The sequence below is a fragment of the Streptomyces sp. NBC_01723 genome (genome assembly GCF_036246005.1).
Lineage (GTDB): Bacteria > Actinomycetota > Actinomycetes > Streptomycetales > Streptomycetaceae > Streptomyces.
On sequence record NZ_CP109171.1, the window covers coordinates 4,671,798 to 4,684,270 of the forward strand.

Genomic DNA, 12,473 nt, shown 5'->3' on the forward strand with positions numbered 1-12,473 from the left:
CGATCGCATGGACGCGGTGGACAGGCAGCTCATCCAGGCCCTGAGGGAGAACGGCCGGGCCTCCTACGCGGAGCTGGGGCGCCTCGTCGGACTGTCGGGACCCAGCGTCACCGACCGCATCAACCGGCTGGAGGCGGCCGGCGTCATCACCGGCTACCGGGCGACCGTGGACTCCGCCTCGCTCGGACTCGGCGTCATCGCCCTGATCGGCATCTCGCTCTCCGACGCCGCCGACCACGAGGACGTGGCGCAGCGGCTGAAGGACCTGAGCGAGATCGAGGACTGCTGGTTCATCGCCGGCGACGACTCCTACATGCTCAAGGTGCGGGCCACCGACGTGGACGGCCTGGAGAGCATCATCCGCCGCCTCTCGGGTACCAAGGGCGTCTCCCGCACCCGCACCACCATCGTGCTCTCCACGAAGTGGGAGAACCGGGTGGGCGAGCTGCCCGAAGAGGTCTGACACCGGGGCCCGGCACCAGGGGCGTACGGTTTACGAGTCTGTCTCAGAAAGAGGTATCGCATGGACGCCGGGCTCAAGCGGGAGCTGGAGCAGAAGGTCCGCTCCGGGGAGCGGCTGACCCGCGAGGACGGCATCGCGCTGTACGAGTCGGACGATCTCGCCTGGCTCGGCGGCCTCGCGCACGAGGTGCGGACGCGGAAGAACGGCGACGTCGTCCACTTCAACGTCAACCGCCACCTCAACATGACCAACGTGTGCACCGCCTCCTGCGCGTACTGCTCCTTCCAGCGCAAGCCGGGGGAGAAGGACGCGTACACGATGCGCATCGAGGAGGCGGTGAAGCTCGCCAAGGCGATGGAGGGCGAGAACCTCACCGAGCTGCACATCGTCAACGGCCTGCACCCGAACCTGCCCTGGCGCTACTACCCGCGCTCCCTGCGGGAGTTGAAGGCCGCCCTGCCGGACGTCTCGCTCAAGGCCTTCACCGCCACCGAGATCCACCACTTCGAGACCATCTCCGGGATGTCCGCCTCCGACATCCTCGACGAGCTGATCGACGCCGGTCTGGAGTCGCTGACCGGCGGTGGCGCGGAGATCTTCGACTGGGAGGTGCGGCAGCACATCGTCGACCACCGCACCCACTGGGAGGACTGGTCGCGCATCCACCGCCTGGCGCACGAGAAGGGTCTGAAGACCCCGTGCACCATGCTCTACGGCCACATCGAGGAACCGCGCCACCGCGTGGACCACGTGCTGCGCCTGCGCGAACTCCAGGACGAGACCGGCGGCTTCCAGGTCTTCATCCCGCTGCGCTACCAGCACGACTTCGTCGACATGAAGGACGGCAAGGTCCGCAACCGGCTCCAGGCGCGCACGCAGATGGCGACCGGCGCGGAGGCCCTGAAGACCTTCGCCGTCTCGCGTCTCCTCTTCGACAACGTCCCGCACGTCAAGGTCTTCTGGGTCATGCACGGCGTCCAGACGGCCCAGCTCGCCCTCCAGCACGGCGCGGACGACATGGACGGCTCGGTGGTCGAGTACAAGATCACCCACGACGCGGACGACTTCGGCACGCCGAACAAGCTGACGCGGGAGGATCTGCTCGACCTGATCCGCGACGCGGGGTTCCGGCCGGTGGAGCGGAACACGCGTTACGAGATCATCCGCGAGTTCGAGGGCCCGGACGCACAGCGCAGGGAGTCGCCGCAGCCGATGCGGGTGTGACGTCTCCGGCTGACTTTCGGGTGCGGGTGCGGGTGCGTGGGTGGCTGGTCGCGCAGTTCCCCGCGCCCCTTGAGGGACGTGCACTGGACGCCCCTGAAAGGGGCGCGGGACTGTATCGATGTGCGGCTCGGCCGCGTGGGCGCGAGCAACCACACTCGACCCGCACCTGCCGGTAATGGCTACCATGGCCCCGTGTCCCTTACCTTCGCCTTCGATCCGCCCGTCACCCCCGACCTCCGCGACGGCGTACTCGACCTGTGGACCGACGTCACCAACGCCGGCGGTTCCGTGGGCTTCGTGCCGCCGGTGACGCGGGAGGACATCCGTCCCGAACTGCTCAAACACCTGACCGGCATGGCCGAGGGCCGCACCCGCCTCCTCGTCGGACGCGACGCGGAGGGGCAGGTGGCCGCCACCGCGTTCCTCGCCCTGAACACGCACCGGCTGATGGGCCACTGGCTGTGGCTCTACACGGTGATGGTCCACCCGCGCCACCAGGGCCGGGGCTACGGCCGGGACCTGATGACCGCCGCCGCGGACGCGGCCCGCACCGTCGACGGCATCGAGGCGATACGCCTCACCTGCCGCGGCGGCCTCGGCCTGGAGCGGTTCTACGAGTCCTGCGGCTACAAGGAGGTCGGCCGGGTGCCCGGCGCGATACGGGTGGCCCCGGGCGACGACCGCGACGACATCTTCCTCCTCCTGCCGCTGACCTGACTCCACCCCCCTGCGGGACGTCCACCCCGGCATGCTTCACTGGACAGTGCCTCTTGTGCCAGAAACGGAAGAGTGGATTGAGATGCTCCGGTACACGCTGATGCGGCTCGGGATCTTCGTGGCCTGCCTCGTGGTCGTCTGGGGCCTCGTCTACGCCGGCGCGCTCCCGCGCGGCCTCGGTGACTCCAACGGCATGTGGGTCGTCCTGCTCGCCCTGCTGATCTCGGCCCCCATCAGCTACGTCGCGCTGCGCAAGGAGCGGGACCGGGCCTCCGTGCAGGTCGTCGGCCGAGTGGACCGCATGAAGGCCAACCTGGAGGCCAACCGCGGTCAGGAGGACCTCGCCGACGACTCCGCACGGGCGCAGGCGCGGACGCGGGAGCAGACCTCGTAACGTCCGTCACACCACGCGCACGCCCCGGTTTCCTGATTCACAGGAAACCGGGGCGCTTTGCGTTTTGCGGGCGATAGTGGACTCCAGCCTCTCAAAGATAGGCTTTGAGTGTCCCAAAGCATGGGTGTTAAAGTCGTGTGCATGAAGCAAGCAGCCGCGCCCGCCACACCGCCGAGCCTCGGGCTCGTGGCGCGCCTGCACGTGGACCTCTGTCGGTGCGCGTCCGCGAACTGTCGCCCCTGACGTTCTCCCCCATCCGTCGTTCTCCACGTCAGTCCAGCGCGTCCGTCCCCGCGTCCCGTCCCCCTACGGAGCATGTCCGTGTCTTCAGAGACTTCAAAGTCTTCCGTGTCCTCGGTCACGAAGTACTTCAAGGTGCCCTTCTGGGCCCAGATACTCGCCGGCCTCGTGCTCGGCGTCCTGCTCGGCTGGCTGGCCCGCAGCCAGGACATATCCTGGCTGGTCACCACCCTGGAGAAGGTCGGTGACACCTTCATCGGCCTGCTGAAGCTGGCCGTCGCACCGCTCGTCTTCTTCGCGATCCTGGTGTCGATCACCAACCTGCGGAAGGTCAACAACGCGGCCCGCCTGGCGTCCCGCACCCTCCTCTGGTTCATGATCACCTCGCTGATCGCGGTGGCCATCGGTCTCGTCATCGGCCTGGTCACCAACCCGGGCGCCGGCACCGGCCTCACCCCGGCGGACGGCGCCAAGCCCGAGCACACCGGTTCCTGGATCGACTTCCTGACCGGCATCGTGCCCACCGACGTCATCACGCCCTTCACCGAGCTGAACGTCCTGCAGATCGTCTTCATGGCCGCCGTCGCCGGCATCGCCGCCCTCCAGCTCGGCGAGAAGGCCCAGCCGATCCTGAACCTGAGCGAGTCGATCCTCGAACTCCTCCAGAAGGCCCTGTGGTGGGTCATCCGCCTCGCCCCGCTCGGCACCGTCGGCCTCATCGGCAACGCCATCGCCACCTACGGCTGGGACCTGATCGGCAAGTACGCCACCTTCACCGCCGACATCTACGTCGGCTGCGCCATCGTGATGTTCGTGGTCTACCCGACGCTGCTCGCCACCGTCGCCAAGGCCAGCCCGATCCAGTTCTTCAAGGGCGCCTGGCCCGCGATCCAGCTGGCCTTCGTCTCCCGCTCCTCGGTCGGCACCATGCCGCTGACCCAGAAGGTCACCGAGCGCCTCGGCGTCCCGAAGGAGTACGCGTCCTTCGCCGTGCCGTTCGGCGCGACGACCAAGATGGACGGCTGCGCCGCGATCTACCCGGCGATCGCCGCGATCTTCGTCGCGCAGATCTTCGACATCCAGCTCGGCATCGGCGACTACCTGCTGATCGCCTTCGTCTCGGTGGTCGGCTCCGCCGCCACGGCGGGCCTCACCGGCGCGACGGTCATGCTGACGCTGACCCTCTCCACCCTGGGCCTGCCCATGGAGGGCGTCGGCCTGCTCCTCGCCATCGACCCGATCCTGGACATGATGCGCACCGCGACGAACGTCGCCGGACAGGCGCTGATCCCGGTCATCGTCTCGGCCCGCGAGGGCATCCTCGACCGCAAGGCCTACGACGAGGCGCACGCCTCGCCGATCGACGAGCCGGAGCGCGAGAAGCAGGCCCCGGAGCCGGTCCCGGCCGCCGCCTGAGCACCGGCCGACCCGACAGAAGACGCCCCGCGCCGGCACCCGGCGCGGGGCGTCTTCTGTCGTGCCGTGCGAGCTCGACCGCGCCGAGCGCGCGGCGGTGGCGTCCTGATCACCGCCGCGCGGACCGTACGCTGATGCGCATGGGTGCCGGGAAGACCAAGCGGATGCCGCGTGCGGTGCGTGAGCAGCAGATGCTGGACGCCGCCGTGCGCGTCTTCGGACAGCGCGGGTACATGGCGGCGTCGATGGACGAGATCGCCGAACTGGCGGGTGTCTCCAAGCCGCTGGTGTACCTGTACCTGAACTCGAAGGACGACCTGTTCACCGCGTGCATCCGGCGCGAGGCCCGGGCCCTCGCCGAGGCGGTCCGGGCCGGCGTGCGTCCGGGGCTGTCCGCGGACGGGCAACTGTGGTCGGGGCTGCGGGCGTTCTTCACGCACACCGCGCGGTACCCGGACGCGTGGCGGGTGCTGCATCTGCACGCCCGTACCCACGGTGAGCGGTTCGCGGCCGAGGTGGCGGCGATGCGCGAGGAGATCGTCGCGTTCGTGACGCAGCTCATCGCGGCGGCGGCGCGGGACGCGCACCGCGATCCGCATCTGCCCGAGGGCGAGGTCGCGGGGCTCGCCGAGGCGCTGGTAGGCGCGGCCGAGTCGCTCGCCGACTGGGCGGGCGCCACCGAGGGCGTCACCGCGAGGCAGGCGGCGGCGACCCTGATGAACTTCGCCTGGGCGGGCCTGGGCGACCTGATGGCGGGCCGCCCCTGGTCCGAGCCCGAGGACGCCGGACCGGAGCCGCTGGCTCAGGCCGCCGGGTAGGGCCCCGCCTCGCCGGACAGGTGCAGCCGTCGCCCCGAGTCACCGCGCAGCTCGAACCGGCCTCCCTCGGCCCCGTACGACACGGTCCCCGGCAGCAGCACGGGCGCCCGGAACTCCGCCCGCACCGCCGCCGCGTCCGGTGTCCCGTGCTCGGCGAGACAGCGGGCCACGGTCCACATGCCGTGCGCGATGGCCCGGGGGAAGCCGAAGAGGCGAGCGGTGAGGGGGTGGAGGTGGATGGGGTTGCGGTCCCCGGAGGCGGCACCGTAGCGCCGTCCGACGTCACCGGCGAGGCGCCACTCGCGGCGGGTGGGCAGAGGCGCGGGGTGGGGCGCGATCCCGGGGTCGGAGGCCGGCGTGGGCGGCCCGTGTTCCGGGCCGGAGGGCTTCGCACTCCGGTGCCGGGCCAGGTACGTGCTGCGTGACTCCCACACCACCTCCCCGTCGGCCCGCACCTCCGTCGCCACCGTGGCCTCGGTGCCGCGGCGGTGCGGTGCCAGGCCCTCGACGTACGTGATGAGTTCGTACGCGGCGGTCGCGGGCATGGCGGCGTACCGGGTGAGGGCGATCGACGTGTGGACGAGCCCGAGCAGCGGGAGCGGGAAGTCCCGGCCGCTCATCAGGCGCATGGCCGACGGGAAGCCCAGGACGTGCGGATACGTCACCGGAAGCGCGTCCGCCCCGGTGGGAAAGCCGCACACCCGCTCGTACGCCGCCAGCCGCGCCAGGTCCACGCGCAGGCCGGGCAGGACCAGCCGGGTGCGGGGGAAGTCCGCGTCCGGGCGGGGCCGCTTGAGGGGCGACAGCAGGGCACCGCGGGCGAGCAGCGGCGCGAGGGCGGGCGGCCCGGTCAGGGTGGTGGTCGTGGGGTTCGCGGTGGTCATCACGCCCCCAGCAGGCTCTGGCCGCAGACCCGGACGACCTGGCCGTTGACCGCGCCGGAGGCCGGGTGGGCGAGCCAGGCGGTGGTCTGGGCGACGTCGTCCGGCAGGCCGCCCTGGGCGAGGGAGTTCATGCGCCGGCCCGCCTCGCGGATGAAGAGCGGGACGGCCGCGGTCATCCTCGTCTCGATGAATCCCGGCGCCACCGCGTTCACCGTCACCCCGTGCCCGGCCAGCGCGCGCGGCGCGAGCGAGCGGACCAGGCCGACGATCCCCGCCTTGCTGGCGCCGTAGTTGGTCTGGCCCGCGTTGCCCGCGAGCCCGGCGATGGAGGCCGTCGCCACGATCCGCCCGCCCCGGTTGACCGCGCCCGCGGCGAGCAGCGCGTCCGTGGTGCGCAGGACGCTCGCGAGGTTGACGTCGAGGACGGAACTCCAGCGGTCGGCGGGCATGTTGGCCAGGCGCCGGTCGCGGGTGATCCCGGCGTTGTGGACGAGGACGTCGAGCCCGCCGGGCACGGCGGCGGCGATGCGCTCGCCCGCGTCGCCGGCCGTGATGTCGAGCGCGAGGGCGGTGCCGCCGAGGCGTTCCGCGGCCCGGCGTGCCTCGTCCTCGGCCTGCGGTACGTCGAGGACGACGACCTGGGCGCCCTGTCCGGCCAGTGTCCGGGCGACGGCGGCGCCGATCCCGCGGGCGGCGCCGGTGACGAGCGCGGTGCGTCCGGCCAGCGGCAGTTCCCAGTCGTCCGGGGCGGCCGTCCCGGAGGCGGGCCCCACCTCGACCACTTGGCCGCTGACGTAGGCGGAGGCGGGGGAGAGGAGGAAGCGGAGGGTGGACTCGGCGGCGTCGGCGCGGGCGGCGTCGGTGAGCCGGACGAGGTTGACCGTCCTGCCCCGCCCGATCTCCTTGCCGAGCGAGCGGGTGAAGCCCTCCAGCGCCTGCTGGGCGGCGGCCTGGTGGTGGTCGGCCGGGTCGGGCGGCGTGCCGAGCACCACCACCCGTCCGCTCGTCGCGACGGACCGTACGACGGGGTGCAGCGCGGCGTGCACCTCGGCGAGCGCGTCGACGTCCCGGACTCCGGTGGCGTCGAGGACGACGGCGGCGGGGCGTCCGGTGGCGTCCGGGCCGAGGCCGGTGCGGGCGAGGGCGGGCGCGAGGTCGAGGTCGGTCTTGCCGGCGGTGAGGTGCAGCAGGCCGCCGGAGAACGCGCCGCGTTCCAGCGCGGCGGGTTGCGGCAGCCCCAGCCGCCGGGTGAGGAAGCGGCCGGGCGCGGTGCCGGTGAAGCTGAGATAGCGGTCGGCCATGTCCTGTCTCCCCAAGCCCTCGGTCATATCCACATGTGCTTACTCTGGAGTAAGGTTACCGGAGGTAAGCCTACGTCACGGGTGAGGAGCAGGTCGAGATGAGCCCTCTGGCAGCGCAGTCCACGCGCCGCGTCGCGGTCATCGGCGGCGCCCGCGTCCCCTTCGCCCGCTCCGACGGGCCCTACGCCACCGCGTCCAACCAGGAGATGCTCACCGCGGCCCTCGACGGCCTGGTCGCCCGCTACGGCCTCCAGGAGCCCGGCGCCGTCGGCGAGTTCGTGGCCGGCGCGGTCCTCAAGCACAGCCGCGACTTCAACCTGGCCCGGGAGACGCTCCTCGGCTCGGCGCTCGACCCGCGCACCCCCGCGTACGACATCCAGCAGGCCTGCGGCACCGGGCTCCAGGCCGTGATCGCCGCCGCCAACAAGATCGCCCTCGGGCAGACCGAGTCGGCGATCGCGGGCGGCGCGGACACGGCGAGCGACGCCCCGCTCGGCGTCAACGACCGCCTGCGCCGCATCCTGTTGGAGGCCCGCCGCGCGAAGTCCCTCGGCGGCCGGGCGAAGGCGCTGGCGAAGATCCGCCCCGGCCACCTGGTTCCCGACATCCCGCGCAACGCCGAGCCGCGCACCGGCCTGTCGATGGGCGAGCACGCCGCGGTCACCGCCCGGGCCTGGGGCATCGCCCGCGAGGACCAGGACGAACTCGCCGCGACCAGCCACCGGCGACTGGCGGCCGCCTACGAACGCGGCCTCTTCCGGGACCTCGTGGTCCCCTTCCGCGGCCTGGCCCGCGACCAGAACCTGCGTCCGGGCTCGACGGTGGAGAAACTGGCCGCGCTGAAGCCCGTGTTCGGACTCTCCGGCGCCGAACCGACCATGACGGCGGGCAACTCCACGCCGCTGACCGACGGTGCGGCCACCGTGCTGCTGGCGAGCGAGGAGTGGGCCGAGGCCCGGGGTCTCGAACCGCTGGCGTATCTGACGGCGTACGAGACGGCGGCCGTGGACTTCGTCGGCGGCGACGCGGCCGGCGGCGAGGACGGGCTGCTGATGGCCCCGGCGTACGCGGTCCCGCGCATGCTGGAGCGCGCGGGGCTGGGCATCGAGGACTTCGACCTCGTCGAGATCCACGAGGCGTTCGCGTCCCAGGTGCTGGCCACGCTGGCGGCCTGGGAGAAACGCGGGCTGGCCCCGGTCGACCGGGCCCGGCTGAACGCGGCCGGCTCCTCCCTCGCCACCGGCCACCCCTTCGCCGCGACCGGCGCCCGCGTCGTGGCGACCCTGGCCACCCTGCTCGCCGAACGGGAGGGCCCGGGGCGCGGACTGATCTCGGTCTGCGCGGCGGGCGGCCAGGGCGTGACGGCCATTCTTGAACGAACGTGACCTACCCGCAGGTAACCCCCGAGACTGCACACCCCCGGCGCCGGACCATCCCCGAACACGCACCAACTCCCCACGCGAGCCCCGTACGATCCCGAGACTGACCGCCGGTAACCCCGTCTGCCCGGTACCGGCGATGAACGCCTCGGCGCGCGAGGCACGTACGTCATGCAGCAGAGCACCGACCGCAGAGCGGTGTCGCCGCTGCACGTCCCAGGAGCCGCCCGTGTCCACCCCGCTTCCCTCCTTCGCCGCATCCGCCGCCTACGCCGACTCGCCCGGCCCCACCCTGGTGGCGCCCGAGACGCGGCGGCTGGACGGCGCCGTACGGGAGGCCTACGTACCGCCGTTCGCCCCGCCGGTGCGCCGCGGGTCCCTCGCCGACCTGCCCTTCGACAACGCGGCGGCCGTCCCCGGCCAGGTCGTCCTCAGCCGCCGCTCCGCGGACGGCGACTGGTCCGACGTGACGGCGGCGGACTTCGCCGACCAGGTGCACGCCGTGGCCAAGGGCATGATCGCGGAGGGCCTGATGCCGGGCGACCGCATCGCGATCATGGCGCGGACGACGTACGAGTGGACACTGCTGGACTTCGCCGCGTGGGCGGCCGGCCTGGTCACCGTCCCCGTCTACCCGACCTCCTCCCTCTTCCAGACCCGCTGGATCCTCCAGGACTCCGGCGCGGTCACCCTCGTCACCGAGACCACCGCGCAGGCCGCGGCCCTCGGCCCCGAGCTGGACCGCATCCCCGATCTCCAGCACCTGTGGGTCATGGAGAAGGGACACGTGGAGCGGCTGGCGGAGCTGGGCGCGCGGGTGCCGGACGCGGAGGTCGAGGTACGGCGCGGCATGCTGGGTCCCAGCACCCTCGCCACCCTCATCTACACCTCCGGCACCACCGGCCGCCCCAAGGGCTGTGTGCTCACCCACGGCAACTTCTTCGCCGAGGTGGACAACGCGATCGAGCTGCTCTACCCCGTCTTCAAGGCGGAGACCGGCGAGGAGCCCTCGATCCTGCTCTTCCTGCCGATGTCCCACGTCTTCGGCCGCATGGTCGCCGTCGCCTGCGTCCGCGCCCGGGTCCGCCTCGGCCACGCCCCGAGCCTGAAGCCGGAGGACCTGCTCCCCGACCTCGCCGCCTTCCGCCCGACCTGCCTGCTGACCATCCCGTACATGCTGGAGAAGATCTACAACAGCGCCCGCGCCAAGGCCGAGTCCGGCGGCCGGGCCTCCGCCTTCGACCGCGCCGCCTCGGTGGCCGTGCGCTACGGCGAGGCCCGGGAGGCCCACCAGACCGGCACGGGCGGCGGCCCCGGCCGCGGCCTGAAGACCGCCCGCGCCTTCTACGACCCCCTCGTCTACCGCAAGATCCGGGGCGCCATGGGCGGCCAGGTCAAGTACGCCGTCTGCGGCGGCTCCCCGCTCGGCCGCCGCCTCGCCGCCTTCTACGCCGGCGCCGGCATCGAGATCTTCGAGGGCTACGGCCTCACCGAGACCACGGCCGCGGCCACCGTCACGCCCCCGCTCAAGCCGCGCCTCGGCACGGTCGGCTGGCCGCTGCCCGGCACCCGTGTCCGCATCGCCGCCGACGGCGAGATCCTCGTCGCCGGCGAGCAGGTCCTGCACGGCTACTGGGACCCCCAGGCGGGTGGCGTCGTCCCGGCCGCGCCCGACGGCTGGTTCGCCACCGGCGACATCGGCAGCCTGGACGACGAGGGCTACCTGACGATCACCGGCCGCAAGAAGGAACTGCTGATCACCGCGGGCGGCAAGAGCGTGGCCCCCGCCCCGCTGGAGAACTGGCTGCGCTCCCACCCCCTCATCTCCCAGTGCATCGTCCTGGGCGACCGCCGCCCCTACGTCTCCGCCCTGTTCACCCTCGACCCCGACGGTGTGACCCACTGGCGCCGCATGAACGGCAAGCACCCGGTGCCGCCGGAGCTGCTCACCGACGACGAGGAGGTCCTGGCGGTCCTCCAGCGCGCGGTCGACGAGGCCAACAAGCTGGTCTCCCGCCCGGAGTCCATCCGCCGCTTCGCCGTCCTGCCGAGGGACTTCACGGAGTGGGAGGGCCACCTGACCCCCTCGATGAAGCTGCGCCGAGAGGTGATCATGCGGGACTTCGCGGGCGCGGTGGAGGGGCTGTACGACACGTAGGCCGCGCGTCCGCCCTAGGGCCTGTCATGGCGGATCATGCCGCAGACGCGGGGTCTGGCCCGCCCCTCTGCGGCGTTGCCGTCGGTTGCCAACTCCCCCACGCTCGGCTTCTCCCCCACGCTCGGCTTCGCTCGAGCGGGGGGACCCCCATGCGCGGGGGGGGGATCCCCATGCGCGGGGGGATCCCCATCGCGTTGTCGCCCTCCTCCGCCTTGCAGCTGGACGCACCAGCCCCCGCTCACCTGCGCTGATCAGGCGCCGCCACTTTCCTGCGACCTGACCCGCCGGACGGGCCCTAGCGGCGGGCGATCAGGCAGGCCTGCGGGACCTTCGCGGAGGTGTCCGCCTCCTGTACGCGCACGGTCCGCGACAGCACGGTGAACCCGGCCCGCTCCAGCAGCCCGGCCATCGCCTCCGGCTGCCGCCGCTCGAACTCCAGGGCGACCGGGCGGCCGAACGGGCGGTCGAGCAGGCTCGGCTCGTCGCCGACCTGGAAGCCGAGCAGCAGATGCCCGCCCGGGGCCAGCACGCGCCGGATCTCCCCGAAGAGGTCCGGCAGCCGCTCGGCCGGGGTGTGGATCGACGAGTACCAGGAGACGGCCCCCGCGAGGGCGCCGTCGGGCAGGTCCAGCTCCAGCATCGAACCCTGCTCGAACCGCAGCCCCGGGTTCTCCCGGCGCGCGATCGCGAGCATGGACGCGGACAGGTCCAGGCCGAAGACCCGCAGGCCCAGCGAGGCGAGGTGTGCGGTGACACGACCGGGCCCGCAGCCGAGGTCGGCCACCTGCCCGTCCGGCCCCACCAGCTCGGCGAAGGCGGCCATGAGGGCGCGGTCGAGCGCGGTGCCGGCGCCGGTGGAGCGGTGGTGGTCCGCGTAGTCCTCGGCGATGGCGTCGTAGAACGTCCGGGTGGTGGTCACGAAGGCGGCGTCAGTCATGGCGGGACCCTAGTGGCGGGCACTGACAGCCGCCCCGGTCGGCCCGGGAAAGGGCAGGAGCCCCGTCGCCGAGACGGCGCGGGGCTCCTTGGGTACTGCTGTCAATCAGACAGGAGTGACGTTCTCCGCCTGCGGGCCCTTCGGACCCTGCGTGACGTCGAAGGACACCTGCTGGTTCTCCTCGAGGGAACGGAATCCCTGAGCGTTGATCGCGGAGTAGTGGACGAAGACGTCCGGGCCGCCGCCTTCCTGGGCGATGAAACCAAAGCCCTTTTCGGCGTTGAACCACTTCACGGTTCCGGTAGCCATAAGCCCTCCTTGGGCCCAAAGGGTTGCCCTGCTCCAGAACCAGCAAATGTGAAGACGGAAATTCCGCACAACTGCATACGTCTGAGAACGACGAGAGCCCGCGGTCACATGCTCCGCAGGCTCTGTACTGCAAGGGAAACCAAACTGCAACTTGCTGTGAGCCTAGCACGCGGCCACCCCAGCGCAACAGAGGTCAAGATCACTTCACCCGGACGTTTGAACACCTCCGCCGT

General features: G+C 72.0%; 13 protein-coding genes. 9 read left to right on the plus strand and 4 right to left on the minus strand.

Annotated elements, in window-relative coordinates:
• Positions 1-7 precede the first annotated feature (7 nt).
• The 7 genes from OIE75_RS21665 to OIE75_RS21695 all read left to right on the plus strand — a co-directional run bounded on the left by OIE75_RS21665 (position 8) and on the right by OIE75_RS21695 (position 5,272).
• Positions 8-463 (plus strand): Lrp/AsnC family transcriptional regulator, encoded by a 456-nt coding sequence (locus OIE75_RS21665; protein WP_064729209.1) that lies wholly within the window; start codon positions 8-10, stop codon positions 461-463.
• A 60-nt stretch (positions 464-523) separates the two neighbouring features.
• Positions 524-1,687 (plus strand): aminofutalosine synthase MqnE, encoded by a 1,164-nt coding sequence (mqnE, locus tag OIE75_RS21670; RefSeq protein WP_307014355.1) that lies wholly within the window; start codon positions 524-526, stop codon positions 1,685-1,687.
• A 192-nt stretch (positions 1,688-1,879) separates the two neighbouring features.
• Complete coding sequence (locus tag OIE75_RS21675) at positions 1,880-2,404, plus strand: GNAT family N-acetyltransferase (RefSeq protein ID WP_307014356.1); 525 nt, start codon at positions 1,880-1,882, stop codon at positions 2,402-2,404.
• An 82-nt stretch (positions 2,405-2,486) separates the two neighbouring features.
• Entirely contained in the window at positions 2,487-2,798 is a 312-nt protein-coding gene (locus OIE75_RS21680) for a DUF4229 domain-containing protein (RefSeq protein WP_307014358.1), read from the plus strand.
• 141 nt (positions 2,799-2,939) lie between these two features.
• Complete coding sequence (locus tag OIE75_RS21685; protein WP_312023977.1) at positions 2,940-3,041, plus strand: putative leader peptide; 102 nt, start codon at positions 2,940-2,942, stop codon at positions 3,039-3,041.
• Positions 3,042-3,113: 72 nt separating this feature from the next.
• Positions 3,114-4,454 (plus strand): dicarboxylate/amino acid:cation symporter, encoded by a 1,341-nt coding sequence (locus OIE75_RS21690; RefSeq protein WP_307014359.1) that lies wholly within the window; start codon positions 3,114-3,116, stop codon positions 4,452-4,454.
• A gap of 140 nt (positions 4,455-4,594) precedes the next feature.
• Positions 4,595-5,272, plus strand: coding sequence for a TetR/AcrR family transcriptional regulator (locus OIE75_RS21695; protein ID WP_329471866.1), 678 nt, complete (start codon positions 4,595-4,597; stop codon positions 5,270-5,272).
• On the opposite strand, the gene OIE75_RS21700 is transcribed toward OIE75_RS21695, so the two are convergent.
• Together OIE75_RS21700 and OIE75_RS21705 are read right to left on the minus strand one after the other, a co-directional pair.
• A complete protein-coding gene (locus OIE75_RS21700; protein WP_329471867.1) occupies positions 5,257-6,156 on the minus strand; it encodes a MaoC/PaaZ C-terminal domain-containing protein in 900 nt (299 codons plus the stop codon). The two genes, OIE75_RS21695 and OIE75_RS21700, sit on opposite strands and share 16 nt — an antisense overlap.
• The gene (locus tag OIE75_RS21705; RefSeq protein WP_307014365.1) at positions 6,156-7,457 is read right to left on the minus strand and encodes a 3-oxoacyl-ACP reductase; all 1,302 of its coding nucleotides are present in this window, start codon (positions 7,455-7,457) and stop codon (positions 6,156-6,158) included. The genes OIE75_RS21700 and OIE75_RS21705 overlap by 1 nt, the downstream gene beginning before the upstream one ends.
• Before the next feature lie 98 nt (positions 7,458-7,555).
• Between OIE75_RS21705 and OIE75_RS21710 the strand changes: the two genes are divergently transcribed.
• Both OIE75_RS21710 and OIE75_RS21715 read left to right on the plus strand, forming a co-directional pair.
• The gene (locus OIE75_RS21710; RefSeq protein ID WP_307014367.1) at positions 7,556-8,842 is read left to right on the plus strand and encodes an acetyl-CoA C-acetyltransferase; all 1,287 of its coding nucleotides are present in this window, start codon (positions 7,556-7,558) and stop codon (positions 8,840-8,842) included.
• Positions 8,843-9,065: 223 nt separating this feature from the next.
• Positions 9,066-10,994 (plus strand): AMP-dependent synthetase/ligase, encoded by a 1,929-nt coding sequence (locus OIE75_RS21715; protein ID WP_329471868.1) that lies wholly within the window; start codon positions 9,066-9,068, stop codon positions 10,992-10,994.
• Positions 10,995-11,289: 295 nt separating this feature from the next.
• Here the strand turns inward: OIE75_RS21715 and OIE75_RS21720 are convergent, their stop codons facing one another.
• Both OIE75_RS21720 and OIE75_RS21725 read right to left on the minus strand, forming a co-directional pair.
• Entirely contained in the window at positions 11,290-11,931 is a 642-nt protein-coding gene (locus tag OIE75_RS21720) for a class I SAM-dependent methyltransferase (RefSeq protein WP_329471869.1), read from the minus strand.
• A gap of 105 nt (positions 11,932-12,036) precedes the next feature.
• The gene (locus OIE75_RS21725; protein WP_003974443.1) at positions 12,037-12,240 is read right to left on the minus strand and encodes a cold-shock protein; all 204 of its coding nucleotides are present in this window, start codon (positions 12,238-12,240) and stop codon (positions 12,037-12,039) included.
• Between the last annotated feature and the right edge of the window lie 233 nt (positions 12,241-12,473).